Below are 18307 nucleotides of genomic sequence, written 5' to 3'. Positions count from 1 at the left end.
AATTACTAATTGTTGCTGTCTAATAGATCTAATAAACCTTCTAGCTTCATTCCGCGGGAACCTTTAATGAGGATTGTTGCTTCTTTTAATTTATCCTGCAAAACCTCTGGAAATCCCGAATTTTCAAGGGCTTCAAGATTTTCGTATTTATATCCCGATGTTTTTACTTTGCCAAAATTCTTTCCTAAAAATACCGTGTAATCAATGTTTAGGTTTGCGCAGGTATCTGCTACGATCTGATGCTCTTCGTGCGCGGTATCTCCCAATTCAAACATATCACCAAGAAATGCGATTTTATTCGCTCCCTTTAAGTCTGAGAAATTCTGAAGCGCCGCAGCCATACTGGTGGGGTTGGCATTATAGGCATCAAGTATGATGGTTTGCTTTCCTTTATTGATGATCTGCGATCTGTTATTTGTGGGTATATATGACTCCAGAGCTTCTTTAATGGCTGTTTTATCAATTTTGAAGAACATCCCAATAGTTGCAGCTGCGGCCAAGTTGATGGTGTTGTATTGGCCCATCAGATTGCTTTGCACGTGTAAATCATCAAATTCAAAATTGGCAAAGGGCTGCGCTTCTTGATAAACGATTTTTGTGTCGGCGTCTTCCAGTGCGCTGAAGCAAAAACTGTGCGTGCTTTTTACTTTTTTTGTCTGAATAGGGTCATCCAGATTTAAAAACAACGTGCCTTTATGTGCTATGAGATATTCATAGAGTTCGCTCTTTCCCTGAATTACACCTTCAACACTACCAAAACCTTCTAAGTGCGCCTTTCCAAAGTTAGTGATGTACCCAAAATCGGGCGCTGCAATTGCTGCGAGTTCTGCAATTTCGCCAATGTGATTAGCGCCCATTTCTACAATACCTATTTCGGTGTTTTTAGTCATAGATAGGAGCGTGAGCGGTACGCCTATATGGTTGTTGAGGTTGCCCTGCGTGGCTGTCGTATTAAATTTTTTAGAAAGGACTTTATTAATAAGTTCCTTGGTGGTGGTTTTTCCGTTACTTCCGGTAAGTGCCAGAATGGGAATGTCTAAATATTTTCTATGGGTGTAAGCCAGTTCCTGAAGCGTTTTTAAAACATCGGTTACTAAAATGGTCTTATCACCGGTGTCGAATGCTTCTTCATCAACAATTGCATAAGATGCGCCGGAGGCTAAAGCTTGATAAGCAAAGGTGTTTCCATTAAAATTGGCGCCTTTGAGGGCGAAAAAAAGCGTGTTCTTACGAATCGCTCTGGTATCGGTGCTTATTCCGTCGCTTTCCAGGAATAAGTGATGAATCTCTTGAATAGTCATATGCAGGAATAAAAAAACGCCCAAAGCTAGTGAACTTAGGGCGTTTAAATAAGATTAGTACTTTATTTAGTTACGCGGACTTTTATTCTTTGTAGATTTTGAGCCTACGCGAGACATTGCGTTTCTAAATCCAATATCGTCTGTAGCCATCGTTTGTGGTAAATATCTACGCTGTGCCGGGTCTAACCAATATTCTCGGTCTCTCCAAGAGCCTCCTTTATAAACTCGAACTTCGTCATCTACAAGAGTAGTACGATCGTTTTGTTTGTCATATTCTTTAACCATCCCTTCTTCTCCAGCAGAAATACGGTTTACCGGAGAGTCATACATACGGTCATTGTCAGACTCTGTGTCTGAGAAACTCTGGTAATATCTAGATGATTGTTTGTCACCATCTCTAAAGTTTCGGTTGTCGCTTTCAGAAAACTGGGTTCTTAAATACGTTTCTTCATCATCAACAGGAACTTGCAAAATTTCTCCCGGGAGATTGCGAGCTACGATTTTTCCATTTTCTAAAGTGTCATAAACGATATCTTCTGTAGTAAGGATCTTTACAGTGCCATCTTCGTTGATTGCGTTTTTAGTATACACGTTACCACGATAGTAGTTAAAGTCGTTATACTCATCGTCAACAATAGGTCTGTACACATCTGCAACCCATTCTGAAACGTTTCCGGCCATATCATAAAGTCCAAAATCGTTAGGTTCGTATGACTTAATTTCAGCAGTAATATCAGCATTATCGTCAGACCATCCTGCAATCCCGCCGTAGTCACCATCACCTTGTTTAAAGTTGGCTAATTGGTCACCACGTGTTTTGCGGTTTCCAGAGCGTGTGTAAGCACCATCCCAAGGGTATTTTTTTCTACCGCGGTACACATTGTATTCTCTTAAACCTACAAGGCCTAATGCGGCATATTCCCATTCAGCTTCGGTTGGAAGACGGTATTTTGTGGTTGAAATAATACCATCTTTCATTTGAACGTAAATATCTTTCGCCTCTGTTCCTGCGCCCGGATTGTTGGGGTTAGCACGAGGAGTATTGTTCTTTTCGCGCTGCGCTGAAGCTTTTCCACCTCTGATCACGTCATCTTGACCGCCATAAGTTAAGCTAGGTGCCTGTAAGTAGGTGTCTGTGTCAAAAGTAGATTGTGCATCTACATTATATTTTGCTCCTTTTTGCGTAAAACCTTCTTGTTCTAAAACATACTCGTTGTAGCGGTTGGTTCTCCAAGTACTGAACTCAACAGCTTGAATCCAACTCACACCTACTACCGGATATCGTGCGTAAGCAGGATGTCTTAGGTAGTTCTCAGTCATAGTTTCGTTAAAGCCTAATCGGTTACGCCATACTAAAGTATCTGGCAATGCACCGTAATAGATGTTTCTGTAGTTTGCTTCTTCGGGTGGGAAAACACGTTTAAGATAATCTAGATATTCAAGATACATAAGGTTAGTAACCTCAGTTTCATCCATATAAAAAGATTGTACGTGCTGTTGTGTAGGGGTGTTGTTCCAGTCGTGCATTACGTCGTCTTGAACACGACCCATGGTAAATGTTCCACCTTCAATAAAAATAAGACCTGGTGCAGCCTCTTGCTCTTTGTAATCTGTATTGGCCTGAAAGCCTCCATCGCGGTCATTGATACTCCAACCGGTGGCACGGGAACTGTTTTTGTAGTCTTTGCCGTTGCGGCCGCAGCTAACGAAAAGTATCGTCGAAAGGCCAAAAACAAGCGTTCTAAACACAAGATTCCTATTCATATGTGTAAATTCTTAAGAAGATTTGGGACTGCAATATACTATAAAGTGCCCAAATTGCAATAAATAATTCATTTTTGCAAATGCTTAATCTTTATGATTCATTGGGGTTTACAAGGCTATTAACGAAAATCACAAGCGTTTAGTATAGTAGTCTGATTTAAAAGGTTTATGTTAGTTTTAAGAACGCGATTGCATGCAGAATAACTACTTAAAATTTTTCCTGTTTTTTGTCCTTTTAAGTGTGCTGAATACTGAGGTGTTTTTTGGGCAAGAAAAAACTCATGAGATTTCTTGGCAAGATGCAGTGAATGTTTCTTTTAGTGCAAAACCGCATCAAGTACCCGGTTTTGCGCCAGAACATTTTGTGTATGCTGTACGGTCTGGTGTGCGTTATGCAGACAAATGGAAAACCAATGAAACTTTTGATCTAAAATCGGTGAGGTTAGAGCGTGTTGTTTATGAGACACTTTCTCCGTCAGCACTAAAGCAGCTGCGTTTAGAGCAAGTACCAGAATCGCACAACTTACAAGTTGAGTTCTCGGGAGCTCGTGGAACCCGATACTTTGAGTATAGTTTTGCGCCCATCATTCAGCAAAATGGAGTCGTAAAACGGGTGAAGCGGTTCACTATCGCTTATGATCGCATCCGCAGTACTATTTCAACACAGCATAAAAATCCGCAACGCAGTAACTCTATTTTACGATCGGGGACTTTTTATAAGTTTTATGTAGATACTACCGGAGTTTTTAAGTTGGATTATGATTTTTTACAGCGTTTGGGGTTCAACCCTCGTACGATCAATCCGCAGACTTTAAAAATTTATGGGGATGGTGGTGCTATGCTTCCGCTGAAAAATGAAGACAATACAGTTTTTGATCCGCAAGAACTTGCGATTAAAGTAGTGGGTGGTGAGGATGGAAGCTTTGATCGGGAAGATTATATATTATTTTATGGGGAAGGGACGCGGCAGTTTAATGCAGAAAGTTTAACTCATGTCAATGCATACGATGATCGCTCTTATTATTTTATTACTGCCGATGGAACTTCCGGACTCCGCGTACAGTCCTTAGTAGAGCCGACAACCACAGCAACGAGAACCATCACCACATTTAGGGATTACCAATTTTACGAGCGCGATGAGTATAATCTTTTAAATCTGGGCAGGCGATGGTTTGCAACGCGGTTTGATGTCGAAAACTTGCAGGGTTTCGAATTTAATTTTCCTAATCGGGTGGCCGATGCGGCTGTGGATTTACGGGTGTACACAGCCGCAATTTCAGAATCGTCAACCTATTTTGCGGTGCGTGTAAACAATCAGCCTGTGGCGAGCTTGAATATTTTGCCAATCAACGAATCTGTTCTAGCTCGGGAGGCTTTTTATGATAGTTATGCCTATCCGGCTGCGAACCCTACGGTTACTACTGCGGGAGATAATATTAGTGTTCAGTTAGAATATAACAATAGCGGAAACCCTTCAAGCGAAGGTTATCTGGATTTTATAGGAGTTGGAGCTACGCGTAATTTATCAGGAACCGGAGGTCAACTAAAATTTAATGGGATTGCTCCTGAAGTTTCAAATGAAATAGGGCGATATCAATTGCAAAATGCTTCAGGGTTTGCTGAAGTTTGGGAAATTACCGATCAATCCACAGTGCGCGTAGTGGATAATAGTGAAGCTTTGGCGACTTTGACGTTTCAGACGTATTTGAATGCTGCTAAAAAATATGTAGCCATTCATCCTGATGATTATTTTGAACCGCTAATTGACCCCGAGAATACTTCCGTAGCCAATCAAGATTTAAAAGGAACTATTTTTCAATCTTCGGGGAGTTTTGAGGATGTTGATTACCTGATAATTACTAATGATCTGCTGCGTTCTCAGGCCGAACGACTGGCAAATCACAACAGGCTGTACCGCGGCTTGCGTGTAAAAGTTGTCGCGTTAGATGAAATTTACAACGAGTTCAGCTCCGGGAAGCAAGATATTGGTGCGATTCGCAATTTGGTGCGTTATGTTTATGCCAATGCGTCATCGGCTGAAAACAGGTTGAAGTACCTCTGTTTGTTTGGGGATACTTCTTTTGACTACAAAGATCGGGTAGATCGCAATAATAATATGGTGCCTACTTTTAACACCTATTATAGTTTTTCGCAATCGCAATCCTATATGAGTGATGATTATTTCGGGGCGATGGATGCAACAGAAGGTGTGATCGAAAACAACAGTCCGGCCGGGAGTGGTGGTTCAGATCGTCTGGATATAGCAGTTGGGCGAATTCTTGCCGATACACCGATGCTCGCTAAGACAGCGGTTGATAAAATTATAAGCTATGACGAAAGGGCCTCTTTTGGTCGCTGGCGAAACAATTTTGTGCTGGTTTCTGATGATGTAGATCAGCCTTGGGAGTTTGAAGAATTAGAATCTACTATTGATGCTCTGGGTGATCAGATTCAACAAGAAAAGCCATTTATTAATGTCAAGAAGATTCACGCAGATAGTTACCAGCAGCAATCCTCTGCAGGCGGAGATCGCTATCCTGAAGTCAATGAAGCTATTATTGATGCTTTAGAATCAGGTGCTTTGGTGATGACCTATTTGGGACACGGGGGTGAAAACACACTGGCTTCAGAATTTATATTTACGCGTGAAAATGCGCAAAATCTGGCTAACGGTGAACGGCTTCCGTTGATTGTGACGGTGACTTGTGAGTTTACTCGTTTTGATAATCCTAATCGGGTGGCTGCAGGAGAAGAACTGTTCTGGAATGATCAAGGCGGGGCGGTCGGTCTGGTGGCGACCACGCGGGAGATTTCGGTGCGCTTGGGAGTTTTGTTTAATGAAGCCCTAGCGTCTAATCTTTTTTCCTTCGGAACCAATACTATCAAAAGTGTTGCTGAAAATCTTCGGGAAACTAAAAATCAAATCAATGATGACAACCGCCGCGTTATTTTCTTTATTGGTGATCCCGCGATGAAACTGGCGTTTGCTAAACCGGATATTCGCCTGACGGCGATCAATGACACGCCCATTACGCAGCAAGTAGATACGCTCAAGGCTTTAAGCCGAATGAAAATGAGTGGAGAGGTCGTTGACGAAAATGGGCAATTACTCACTGATTATAACGGGAAACTTTCGGCAACCGTTTATGATAAATATATCAATCAGCAGACGCTAGGTAATGATGGTGTCACCGATGCTAATGGTAACTTGTTGATTCTTGATTTTAAAACTTTGGGTGCTATTTTATATCGCGGTCAGGCGAGTGTTAATGATGGTTTGTTTGATTTTGAGTTTGTGGTTCCTAGAGATGCAGCGATTCCTTTGGGTAATGGGCGTGTGAATTTTTACAGTGTAAGAGACGGAGTTTTAGAAGATCAAGCGGGAGCTAATGAGCAGATTTTAGTGGGCGGTTTAAACGAGAATGCCGCAGAGGATAACGAAGGGCCAATCATCAATCTTTATATGAATGATGAGAATTTTGTGAGCGGTGGAATAACAAACACTTCGCCTACATTGCTGGTGAAAGTAGAGGATCTAAGCGGAATCAATACCGCTGGTGGAATTGGTCACGATCTGATCGCGATTCTTGACGGCGATGAAGAGAACCCTATAATTCTCAATGATTTTTATGAGAGCGATGTAGATAATTTTAATATCGGGCAAGCACTGCGTACTCTGCGCGATCTTGAGCCGGGATTACATACAGTTACGGTCATTGCTTGGGATACGTATAATAATTCATCTACGGCTGATCTGCAATTTGTGGTCGCCGGAGATGAAGAGCTTAAGCTGGAGCGTGTGCTTAATTATCCTAATCCGTTTGTGAATTATACTGAGTTTTGGTTTAATCATAACAGACCTTACGAGCCGCTAGAAGTGCAGGTGCAGATCTTTACTGTTTCAGGGAAAGTGGTTAAAACGATCAATCAGGTGGTGACCACAACAGGCTTTTTATCAAGAGAGATCACTTGGGACGGACTGGATGATTTTGGTCAAAAAATAGGGAAAGGCGTTTATGTATATAAGATTACGGTGAAATCTACGTTAACGAACAAGAAGGTTGAAAAGTTTGAGAAATTAGTCATCCTCTAAGGTTTATCTATATATTTGTCAAAAGACCCTTTTTTTAATGAATAGATCATTACTTGTTTTAGGCTTTTGTTTTACCGTTCTTCAAAATTTAAATGCACAAGAGGTTGAAGGGCGCCCCATCACTACCGGAGTTCCTTTTCTGGCGATAGCCGCAGACGCGCGCGCCGCAGGAATGGGAGATCAAGGGGTGGCAACACGCCCTGATGCGTATGCCCAACAATGGAATCCTGCCAAGTATGCTTTTATTGAAAAACAGCAAGGTGTTGGGTTTAATTACACGCCATATTTGAGTCAGATTGTTGATGATATCTTTCTGGGTCAGATCACTTATTTTAATCGTATTAACGACCGAAGCGCTTTTGCAGGTAGCTTGCGCTATTTTAGCCTCGGGGATATTGAGTCTATTCAAAGCAGCAATCCTTCTCAAGCCGAATTAGAAAATCCGCTTATTCTTAGTCCGAACGAATTTACGCTTGATGTGTCTTATGCATTGCGTTTGGGAGATCGTTTTTCAATGGCAGTTGCAGGGCGTTATTTGCGCAGTAATTTAAAACTACAGATCAACGATGAAGATGCCAGTGCGGCGAGTTCTATTGGTGTTGATATTGCGGGATTTTATCAATCTGAAGAAATAAGTTACGACGACTTTAACGGGCGCTGGCGTGCGGGATTCAATATTTCAAATATTGGACCTAAGATCAAATATGACGAAGCCGGTCAAGAAAACTTTATTCCCGCCAATATGAGATTGGGTGGAGGTTTTGACTTTATTCTTGATGCATACAATGTAATTGGTGTTGGACTTGAATTTAATAAGCTACTGGTGCCTTCTCCGCAGGATTTTAACGGGGACGGCGTGATTGATGGTTCTGACACCGAAGAATATCAAGCTATAGGCTTTTTTGAAGGAATGTTTCAGTCTTTTGGCGATGCACCTAATGGAATAAGTGAAGAAATAAAAGAGGTTACCTGGTCTTTGGGTGCAGAATATAAATACGATAATGCGTTCGCTTTGCGTGCAGGTTATTTTAATGAAAGCGATTTAAAAGGAGCGCGTAAGTTTGCCACGCTTGGACTTGGCTTTAGATATTCGGCGATAGACATCGATGTTTCTTATTTATTCTCTACCACTCAAGTACGGAATCCTTTAGAAAACACACTGCGTTTTGGCATTACCTTTAATTTTGGTAATGAATACATAGAATACTAAATTTCAGTATGAAAAAAATAAAAATCGAATCTGAACTCGAGGTTTTTGAAGATTTTTCAGAATTGCCTCAGGAGATTCAGCGATTGATGGAAGCGGCTTTTGAAGCACGCGATTCGGCCTACGCACCATATTCAGAATTTCATGTAGGAACAGCTTTATTACTCTCAAACGGGAAGGTGATCAAAGGGAGTAATCAAGAAAATGCAGCTTATCCTTCAGGTCTTTGTGCAGAGCGAACAGCGATCTATTATGCAGGAGCTAACTTCCCTGATGAAACACTAGAGGTGATGGCAATTTCAGCTACCGCAAAACATAAGCCTACAACTACGCCTATACCACCTTGCGGTGCGTGCCGTCAAGCTATTGCAGAATACGAAGTCAAGCAGAAGCAACCTGTGGTGATCTATTTTATGGGAGCTAGCGGTAAGATTTTTAAAAGTGATTCTTTGAGCAATTTATTACCCTTTCTTTTTACCCAAGAATACCTGTAAGTCCTGGCTTTGATAGTTGCACAAAACCTACGTGTAATCGATTCAATTTTTTCTACAAAGATTTTCACGCTTCGTTCCGAATATACTATTTTTGTTCTCCGTCTTTTTGGGCGGTAAAATTATGCCGGTAAAAATCTCGGTATGTTTAATAAAATAACGATTTGAACAAAGCTTTCAATTCGTTTTAAAACTCACACTGTGAGTAAAGTGTATAGATAAATCTATAATTTAATGAAAGAAATCACAAAAGAGGTATACCTGAATTGGTATGAAGAGATGTCCTTCTGGCGCAAGTTTGAAGATAAACTGGCTCAAGTTTATATTCAGCAAAAGGTTAGAGGATTTTTGCATTTGTATAATGGTCAAGAGGCTATTCTTGCAGGAGCCCTTCACGCAATGGATCTTACAAAAGATAAGATGATTACGGCTTACCGTAACCACGTGCAGCCAATAGGTATGGGAGAAGATCCTAAACGCGTAATGGCTGAACTCTACGGAAAGAAGACAGGTACTTCTATGGGATTAGGTGGTTCTATGCACATCTTTTCTAAAGAGCATCGTTTTTACGGAGGTCACGGTATTGTAGGAGGGCAGATTCCTCTAGGTGCCGGTCTTGCCTTTGGTGATAAATATTTTAAGCGTGATGCAGTAACCTTAACCTTTTTTGGAGACGGTGCTGCACGTCAAGGTTCGCTACACGAGACGTTTAACATGGCGATGAACTGGAAACTTCCGGTGGTATTTTGTGTTGAAAATAATGGGTATGCCATGGGAACTTCAGTGAAGCGTACGGCAAACCACGAAGATATCTGGAAGTTAGGTCTTGGGTATGAAATGCCTTGCGGACCGGTAGATGCGATGAATCCGGTGGCTGTGGCAGAAGCTTTTGATGAAGCAATTGCTAGAGCACGTCGTGGAGATGGACCTACGTTCTTAGAATTGAAAACCTATCGTTACAGAGGACACTCTATGAGTGATGCTCAAAAATATAGAACAAAAGACGAGGTAGCAGAATACCAGAAGATCGATCCGATCACTCAGGTGAAAGATATCTTATTGGAGAAAGAATTCGCTACAGAAGAAGAATTAAAGGCAATTGACAAGCGCGTTAAAAAGCGTGTTGCCGAGTGTGAGAAATTTGCTGAAGAAAGTGACTTCCCTGAAAAAGAAGTTATGTATGATGTCGTTTACGAGCAGGAAGATTATCCATTTTTAGCACATAAACCAGAATAATATTATGGCAGAAGTAATTAAGATGCCCCGCCTTAGTGATACAATGGAAGAAGGAACCGTTGCATCTTGGCTAAAGAAAAAAGGTGATAAAGTAGAAGAAGGTGATATCCTTGCTGAGATCGAAACAGATAAAGCAACGATGGAGTTCGAATCATTTTATGAAGGAACGCTGTTGCATATTGGTATTGAAGAAGGCGAAACTGCAAATGTCGATGCACTTCTTGCGATCATTGGTGAAGAAGGAGAAGATATTTCTGGTTTGATCGACGGAAGCGCTGATGCAGATTCAGAATCTGAAGATGAAGAAGAAACTTCAGAAAATGATAGTGCAGATGATGCTGAAGCCTCAAGTGAAGAAGAGAGCGATGATACATCAGAAGAAGAAACTTCTGATGACGCCGGTTCAGAAATTCCTGAAGGTGTTGAGGTGGTAACTATGCCACGTCTTAGCGACACGATGGAAGAAGGTACTGTTGCTTCTTGGTTGAAAAAAGAAGGAGACAGCGTTGACGAAGGTGATATTCTCGCAGAAATAGAAACAGATAAAGCGACAATGGAATTTGAGTCGTTTTATAAAGGAACTTTACTTCATATCGGGATTCAAGAAGGTGAAACTGCAAAAGTTGACGCACTTCTTGCGATCATTGGTGAAGAAGGAACTGATGTTTCTGGAGTGATCAGTAATTTCAAATCTGGAGGTGCTAAAAAAGAAGCGCCTAAGAAAGAAGAAAAGCCTAAAAAGGAGGCTCCGAAGAAAGAGGAAGCTAAGAAAGAAGCTCCTAAAAAGGAGGCTCCTAAAAAAGAAGAATCAAAACCTGCAAAAAATACTTCATCTAGCGATGGCCGTATTTTTGCTTCACCATTAGCTAAGAAACTAGCTGAAGAAAAAGGTATTGATCTTGCTAAAGTTCCGGGAAGTGGAGAAAACGGTCGTGTAGTGCGCAAAGATATTGAGAACTATACTCCGGCAGCTTCAGGAGCAGGTGTGCAACAATTTGTTGCTACAGGAGAAGAAAGCTATGAGGATGTAAACAATTCTCAAATGCGTAAAGCGATTGCCAAGTCTCTTGGTAAATCAAAATTCACAGCACCGCATTACTACTTGAATGTAGAGTTTGATATGGAAAATATGATTGCTTTCCGCAGTCAGTTTAACCAGCTTCCGGATACAAAAGTGTCGTATAATGATATGATTATTAAAGCGGTTGCTATCGCTTTAAAACAGCATCCTCAAGTGAACTCTCAATGGTTTGACGATAAGATGCGTTTAAACAAACACGTGCACATTGGTGTTGCAGTTGCAGTACCAGACGGACTTGTAGTACCTGTTGTTGAATTTGCAAATGAGAAGTCTTTACAGCAAATCAATGCAGAGGTTAAAGAGCTTGCAGGTAAAGCACGTAACAAAAAACTGAAGCCAGAAGAAATGCAAGGAAGTACCTTTACCATTTCTAACCTGGGAATGTTTGGTATCACAAACTTTACTTCGATCATTAATCAGCCTAACTCTGCGATCTTATCAGTAGGGTCCATCATTGAGAAGCCGGTTGTGAAAGATGGTAAAATTGTAGTGGGTAACACGATGACTTTATCTATGGCTTGTGATCACCGTACTATTGATGGTGCTACAGGTGCTCAGTTTTTACAAACATTGAAAACCTATATCGAGAATCCGGTATTGATGTTGGCTTAATTAAGCAAGCATTTTAAAAATAGATAACTTTAAAACCCATCAGTATTTGATGGGTTTTTTTATATTGAACGTATGAATAAGATTATTTTAGGTCTACTTAGTTTAACCATTTTAAGTTGCGGAAGCACTCCAGAAGTGCGTCAGGTAGATGCAGCGGCAGCAGCAAATGCTTCAAAAGAATATGCCGTTTCAAATGAGCCGGCAGAAAGCATAACAACATCGGCGGCGCCCAATCCTAATGCTGTTACTTTTAAAAAGAACGTTAGCGCTTCAGCAATTCAGAAACATATTGAATTTTTAGCTTCAGATGCTCTTGCCGGAAGAAAAACAGGAACAGAAGGAATCGATGAGGCAGCTAATTATATCATTAAAGAATTTCAACAAGCAGGAGTAAAACCGTATTTCACTTCGTATCGGGACAAGTTTGATGCTAAAGGTTTAGATGGATATAATGTAGTCGGTATGCTTGAAGGAACCGATGCTGAGTTGAAAAACGAATTTATTGTCATCGGAGCGCATTACGATCATATTGGCACTGCTGATGCTGTTGGAGGTGATACCATTGCAAATGGTGCTAACGATAATGCATCAGGAACTTCTGCAGTTATTGAGTTGGCGAAGTATTTTGCAAAATCAAAAACCAACAAGCGCAGTATTATTTTTGCGCTCTTTTCTGCTGAAGAAATGGGCTTGCTGGGATCAGCGCATTTGGCGGAGCGCCTAAAAACAACGAATATCAATCCGTATGTGATGTTCAACATAGAGATGATTGGTGTGCCAATGACTGACAAAGATTATTCGCTTTACCTCACCGGTTATGAGCAGAGTAATATGGCGCAAAAATTCAATGCGTATGCAGGAGCTAAAGTGATGGGTTTTTTACCACAGGCAAAGCAGTACAATTTGTTTAAGCGCAGCGATAATTATGCGTTTTATGAGCAGTTTAAAATTCCGGCGCAGACGGTTTCAACCTTTGATTTTACCAACTTTGATCATTATCATAATGTTGGAGATGAGGCAGCTGCTATGAATTTTGAACACGTAGCGAATATTGTGAATCAGTTGATTCCGGGAGTTGAAGGTATGGCAAACAGCGCGACTCAAGAAATTATTTGGAATGAGTAAGAAGATAATAATTACCGGAACGAGCCGTGGAATTGGTTTTGAGATGACTAAACTGTTTGCTTCGGAAGGGCATCAAGTATTGGCCTTGTCCCGAAACGAGAAACCTTTAAAAGAGCAAGCTTTAGAACGCATTGAGGCTTTTCCCTTTGATATATCTAAGACTGAAGATCTACATAAAGTAGCATCTTATGTAAAGACTGAATGGGGAGGTAGTGCCGATGTTTTGATTCATAATGCAGGAGCATTGATCAATAAACCCTTTGAAAGTCTTACACAATTAGACTTTCAGAAAGTTTATGAGGTCAATGTTTTTGGAGTTGCGGCTTTGACGCAGGCCGTATTACCTTTTATGAAGTCAGGAAGTCACGTGGTAACAGTGAGCAGTATGGGTGGCATACAAGGCAGTGTGAAATTTGCCGGTCTTGCGGCTTACAGTTCGAGTAAAGGTGCGGTGATCACTTTAAGCGAGTTGCTTGCTGAAGAGTATAAAGAACAAGGAATCGCATTTAACGTATTGGCTTTAGGTGCTGTACAAACCGAAATGCTAGAAGAAGCCTTTCCGGGGTATCAAGCGCCACTTTCTGCTCAGGAGATGGCAGCGTATATTAAAAACTTTGCGCTTACCGGAAACGCATTTTACAACGGGAAAGTTTTGCAGGTTTCGGCTTCTACGCCATAGACTATGAAGCAGATTTTAGGGAAATACATACCAGAACAAGCGGTGGATCCGGTTTTTGAGTTGATCAAGAACTTTGGTGTTCATCTTAAGATTGTTGATGAGCGTGTTACCCGTCACGGAGATTATAGACGTTTGCCGAACGGCGGACATCAAATTACCGTGAATACCAATTTAAATTCGTATCGTTTTTTGATAACCTTAATTCATGAGATCGCCCACTTAGTGGCTTTTGTGAAATTTGGTAACCGAATTAAGCCTCACGGGAAAGAGTGGAAGTACACGTTTCAGAATTTAATGCTGCCGTTTATACGACCTGAGATCTTTCCGAAGCAACTCTTACCGGTTATCGCCAATCACTTTAAAAATCCCAAAGCGAGTAGCGATACTGATGCTAAATTATCTTTGGCGCTCAAGCAATTTGACCCACCCAACGATAAAAACTATATATTTGAAATTCCGAGAGGTAGTCTCTTTAAACTCTACAACGGCAAAGTTTTTCAAAAAGGAGAACGTCGCGTAAAACGGTATGAGTGTGTAGAGACCGCTACAGGAAAAGTATACTTGTTTCAACCTAACGCCGAGGTTGAACTTTTAACTTAATAACACCAGATGACAAACCACAACTACTATGCAATTATAATGGCCGGGGGCGTAGGTTCCCGTTTTTGGCCGTTGAGCAAAGCAAGTTATCCTAAGCAATTTCATGATATTTTAGGTGCCGGAGAAACCTTGATCCAGCGCACTTTTGGACGCTTGTCTCAAACCGTACCTTCAGAAAACGTACTGGTTTTAACTAACGAAAAGTACAAAGGCCTGGTAAACGAGCAACTGCCTGAAGTTAAAGATGAGAATATTGTTCTAGAACCTGCGATGCGCAATACTGCACCTTGTATTTTGCTAGCTGCGTTAAAGATTTATAAAGCCAATCCTGACGGAGTAATGATCGTGGCACCTAGCGATCACTGGATCGAAAATGAGAAAGCCTTTTTAACGGACTTAAATACAGCTTTTGAAGCGTGTGCTGAAGATACTTCGGAAGAAAAACTGCTGGTTACCTTGGGTATCGAACCTACATTTCCGCATACCGGCTACGGTTACATTCAGTATAATGCTTCAACTGCTGCTGTGAAAGGGGTGGAAGCTTTTAAGGAAAAACCTGATTATGAAACGGCTAAACAGTTTTTAGCGGAAGGAAATTATTCCTGGAATGCCGGAATCTTTATCTGGAGCGCCAGGGCCATTATCGAAGCTTTTGAGAAATACCTTCCGGAAATGTATGCGTTGTTTAATTCAGGTTTTGAGGCTTTAAATACCGAAGCAGAGCAGCAATTTATTTTGGATAACTATGCCAAAGCAGAGAACATCAGTATCGATTACGGTATTCTTGAAAAAAGTGGTCACGTTGGGGTGATCCCGGCAACTTTTGATTGGAGCGATCTAGGAGCTTGGGGTGCACTTTACGATAACTTAGGAAAAGATCAGGATAAAAATGTCATTGTAAATGCTAAAACGGTGCTGCGTGAAGCGCAAGGCAATCTTATTCGTTCTGAAAAAGGGAAAGTAGTTGTCGTAGAAGGGCTCAACGATTATATCGTGGTAGATAGCGATGACGTTTTGGTAATTATGCCCAAAGCCAAAGAGCAAGACGTAAAAATTATACGTGCTGAAGTTGAAAAACAATTTGGGTCAGACTTGGTTTAATATTCCATGGAAGAACAAAAGAAAGTAGGGGATAATGTTTCTAATGAGGCGGTGAAGCGTGATGCCAAGAGCCTATGGCGCAGCGTACGCGTATTTTTATCAGAATTATTAGACATTCGAAGTGATACCGATCGGGATTCAACCATTGAGGCGGTAAAAAAAGATATATCGTTCAAAGGACACAACGCTTGGATTTTGATCTTTTCCATTTTTGTTGCTTCCATTGGTTTAAATGTGAGCAGTACCGCGGTGGTGATAGGAGCGATGCTTATTTCTCCACTTATGGGACCTATTGTAGGTATCGGACTTTCTCTTGCTATTAACGATATAGAAACGCTAAAGCGATCACTCATCAACCTTGCGGTTATGATCATTCTAAGTGTGCTTACCGCTACGCTTTACTTTGCAGTTTCTCCTATCTCTGAGCTCACTCCTGAACTTGAAGCGCGAACCTACCCAACTATTTTAGATGTATTGGTTGCTATCTTTGGTGGACTTGCCCTAATCGTTGCTAAAACTAAAAAAGGGACTATCGCCAGTGTGATTTTTGGTGTAGCGATCGCGACGGCTTTAATGCCACCGCTTTGTACAGTGGGTTATGGTCTTGCTATGGGAGAATGGCATTATTATGCGGGAGCGTTTTACCTCTTCTCGATCAATGCTGTTTTTATAGCGCTTTCTACGTTTTTGGTAGCTAAATTTTTACGCTTCCCGATGGTGAAGTATGCCAATTCTAAACGCAGACGCTTTGTGACTCAAATGGCATCCTTAATCGCTTTGGTGGTGATGATCCCAAGTTTATATCTATTTTATATTCTGTATAAAGAGCAGGTGTTTACTTCAGCGACTAAAGATTATGTCACCCGCGTAATACGTTATGAAGGTGCTGAGGTGGTTAAGTTTTCGCAGGACTATAAATCAAAACGAATAGATGTGTACTTGATCGGTGCTTTGGTTCCGAAAGCGAAGATCGAAGAATGGTACACGCAATTGACCGAAGATGCTTCTCTTGCTGATGTAAGTTTGAAAATTCATCAAGGATCAGATCAGTCGTCGCAAATGGCAGAGCAACTTTCTAGTGCCGTAAAATCTGGTATTCTTGAAGATTTATATGTAAACAACCAGCAGGCATTGGCAGATAAGAATTCGCAAATACAGTTGCTGGAAGATGAGATCAATCGACTTAAAGCTTCGGCTTTGCCTTTTCAAAGTTTGAGTGAAGAGGTGCATATAAATTATGAGAATATCGCACGCTTTGGTTTTTCAAATACGATCAATACCAATTTTGAAAAAGCAGATACGATACCTACATTTTTGATCGAATGGAAACCTTCACTTTCAGAGCGCACAAAACGTAATGAGGAGGCGAAATTGAAAGCTTGGTTAAAAGTGAAATATAATCTAGATACCCTTTCGGTAGCGCGTTATTGATTCTCTTTAAGAACCGCTTCGCGCACTTTTTTAAACAGATCTGAAGAATATACAAAATTGGTCACGTCATCATTGTCGGCTTTAAAGATGGTTTCTTTAGAGCCTTCCCAAGCGAGATGACCTTTTTGAAGGAACACGATCTTTTCACCAATTTCCATAACAGAGTTCATATCGTGTGTATTGATGATCGTCGTGATCTCATACTCGTGTGTGATCTCTTGAATAAGGTTATCAATAAGCGTCGCTGTACGCGGATCTAAACCAGAATTGGGTTCGTCGCAAAATAAATATTTCGGGTTGTTTACAATGGCGCGGGCAATTGCAACACGCTTTTGCATTCCTCCTGAAATTTCTGACGGAAGTTTGTTATTTGCATTGATCAAGTTTACCCGTTTGATCACTTCATTGGCACGTTCCCGGCGTTCTGCCTTGCGCTGTTTTGTGAACATTTTTAGCGGAAACATAATATTTTCTTCAACCGTCATGGAGTCAAACAAAGCACTTCCTTGAAAAACCATTCCCATTTGCTCACGCAGCGTGCGTTGTTTTTCTGACGAAAGTTCAGAATAAGCTTCGCCGTCATAAAGAATTTTACCTTCCGTGGGTCTAAAAAGTCCGAGAAGACATTTTAAAAATACCGTTTTACCCGAACCACTCTGACCAATAATTAAATTGGTTTTTCCTTTATCAAATGTTGTAGAGATTCCTTTTAAAACCAATTCATCTCCGCCAAATCCTTTCTTTAAATTTTGTACTTCGATCATTAGCTTAAAAGTAATTGAGTGATGATATAATTGGTTAAAATGATAAAAACACTAGTCCATACAAAAGATGTGGTACTTGCTTTACCTACTTCAAGCGCGCCACCTTTCATATAATATCCAAAATAGGATGGGATGGTCGCCAGCAAAAGCGCGAAAACAAAGGTTTTTATAAACGCATAAACCAGTTGAAACGGAACGAATTCTTCCTGAAGCCCTTGTATGAACTGATCCCCGGTTGCAAAGCCACCGAAAACCGCCGCGGCGTATCCGCCTAAAATTCCTAAAAACATGGCGATTGCAATCACAAATGGGTAGAACAACATCGCGATTATTTTAGGGAACACCAGATAATTTAAAGAGTTGATCCCCATAACTTCTAAAGCATCAATTTGCTCAGTAACGCGCATGGTACCAATACTCGAAGTGATGAAAGAGCCTACTTTACCTGCCATAATGATGGAGATAAATGTAGGAGCAAATTCTAAGATTATTGACTGTCGCGAGGCAAAACCAATGAGCGACTTAGGAAGAATAGGATTGTCCATATTCAATGCGGTTTGAATCGCAACCACACCGCCCACAAAAAAGGAGATGAAACAGACAATACCTAAAGAGCCAATGATAAGGTCATCAATTTCTTTAAGAACTAAATTGCGTAGTACTGATGTTTTAGTGGGTTTGATAAAAACACCCTTAAGCATCATAAAATAAAGACCTATCTCTTTAAGGTATCCCATAGTTATTTTTTCAGGTCTAAAAATAGCAAAAATAGGCGGGATGCATATTTAAGATTAACTTAAACTTACATCTTGACTCTTATGC

General features: G+C 40.9%; 14 protein-coding genes. 10 read left to right on the top strand and 4 right to left on the bottom strand.

Annotation, left to right across the window (positions count from 1 at the left end; all coding sequences use genetic code 11):
* Nucleotides 1-5: 5 nt before the first annotated feature.
* A complete protein-coding gene (locus tag BUA96_RS14350; protein ID WP_317041307.1) occupies nt 6-1325 on the bottom strand; it encodes a UDP-N-acetylmuramoyl-tripeptide--D-alanyl-D-alanine ligase in 1320 nt (439 codons plus the stop codon).
* Between the two features lie 42 nt (nt 1326-1367).
* Nucleotides 1368-3065: a gliding motility lipoprotein GldJ gene (gldJ, locus tag BUA96_RS14345; RefSeq protein ID WP_072984195.1), complete on the bottom strand. Its 1698-nt coding sequence runs from the start codon at nt 3063-3065 to the stop codon at nt 1368-1370.
* 193 nt (nt 3066-3258) lie between these two features.
* On the opposite strand from gldJ, the gene porU reads away from it, so the two are divergent.
* The 10 genes from porU to BUA96_RS14295 all read left to right on the top strand — a co-directional run bounded on the left by porU (nt 3259) and on the right by BUA96_RS14295 (nt 16721).
* On the top strand, nt 3259-7158 hold the full coding sequence (gene porU / locus BUA96_RS14340) for a type IX secretion system sortase PorU (RefSeq protein WP_072984194.1): 3900 nt from the start codon (nt 3259-3261) through the stop codon (nt 7156-7158).
* 37 nt (nt 7159-7195) lie between these two features.
* Nucleotides 7196-8368: a type IX secretion system outer membrane channel protein PorV gene (gene porV / locus BUA96_RS14335; RefSeq protein WP_072984191.1), complete on the top strand. Its 1173-nt coding sequence runs from the start codon at nt 7196-7198 to the stop codon at nt 8366-8368.
* A gap of 8 nt (nt 8369-8376) precedes the next feature.
* Entirely contained in the window at nt 8377-8859 is a 483-nt protein-coding gene (locus tag BUA96_RS14330; RefSeq protein ID WP_072984189.1) for a cytidine deaminase, read from the top strand.
* Nucleotides 8860-9090: 231 nt separating this feature from the next.
* A complete protein-coding gene (pdhA, locus tag BUA96_RS14325) occupies nt 9091-10092 on the top strand; it encodes a pyruvate dehydrogenase (acetyl-transferring) E1 component subunit alpha (RefSeq protein ID WP_072984187.1) in 1002 nt (333 codons plus the stop codon).
* Nucleotides 10093-10096: 4 nt separating this feature from the next.
* The gene (locus BUA96_RS14320; protein WP_072984185.1) at nt 10097-11785 is read left to right on the top strand and encodes a pyruvate dehydrogenase complex dihydrolipoamide acetyltransferase; all 1689 of its coding nucleotides are present in this window, start codon (nt 10097-10099) and stop codon (nt 11783-11785) included.
* A 72-nt stretch (nt 11786-11857) separates the two neighbouring features.
* Nucleotides 11858-12910, top strand: a complete 1053-nt coding sequence (locus BUA96_RS14315; protein ID WP_072984183.1) for a M28 family metallopeptidase — start codon at nt 11858-11860, stop codon at nt 12908-12910.
* Entirely contained in the window at nt 12903-13589 is a 687-nt protein-coding gene (locus tag BUA96_RS14310) for an SDR family NAD(P)-dependent oxidoreductase (RefSeq protein ID WP_072984181.1), read from the top strand. Before BUA96_RS14315 ends, BUA96_RS14310 begins: the two co-directional genes overlap by 8 nt.
* A gap of 3 nt (nt 13590-13592) precedes the next feature.
* Nucleotides 13593-14189: a SprT-like domain-containing protein gene (locus BUA96_RS14305; protein WP_072984179.1), complete on the top strand. Its 597-nt coding sequence runs from the start codon at nt 13593-13595 to the stop codon at nt 14187-14189.
* A gap of 9 nt (nt 14190-14198) precedes the next feature.
* Nucleotides 14199-15290, top strand: coding sequence for a mannose-1-phosphate guanylyltransferase (locus BUA96_RS14300; RefSeq protein ID WP_072984177.1), 1092 nt, complete (start codon nt 14199-14201; stop codon nt 15288-15290).
* Nucleotides 15291-15296: 6 nt separating this feature from the next.
* Nucleotides 15297-16721 carry a DUF389 domain-containing protein gene (locus BUA96_RS14295; protein ID WP_072984175.1) on the top strand — a complete coding sequence of 475 codons (1425 nt, stop codon included), beginning with the start codon at nt 15297-15299 and terminating at the stop codon, nt 16719-16721.
* On the opposite strand, the gene BUA96_RS14290 is transcribed toward BUA96_RS14295, so the two are convergent.
* Both BUA96_RS14290 and BUA96_RS14285 read right to left on the bottom strand, forming a co-directional pair.
* Nucleotides 16715-17485, bottom strand: a complete 771-nt coding sequence (locus BUA96_RS14290) for an ABC transporter ATP-binding protein (RefSeq protein WP_072984173.1) — start codon at nt 17483-17485, stop codon at nt 16715-16717. The genes BUA96_RS14295 and BUA96_RS14290 overlap by 7 nt on opposite strands.
* Nucleotides 17485-18222 carry an MlaE family ABC transporter permease gene (locus BUA96_RS14285; RefSeq protein ID WP_072984171.1) on the bottom strand — a complete coding sequence of 246 codons (738 nt, stop codon included), beginning with the start codon at nt 18220-18222 and terminating at the stop codon, nt 17485-17487. Before BUA96_RS14285 ends, BUA96_RS14290 begins: the two co-directional genes overlap by 1 nt.
* Between the last annotated feature and the right edge of the window lie 85 nt (nt 18223-18307).

It is taken from the genome of Leeuwenhoekiella palythoae (assembly GCF_900130045.1).
GTDB lineage: Bacteria > Bacteroidota > Bacteroidia > Flavobacteriales > Flavobacteriaceae > Leeuwenhoekiella > Leeuwenhoekiella palythoae.
Note: the sequence above shows the minus strand (reverse complement) of the source record. Positions and strands in the feature narration are given on the sequence as shown.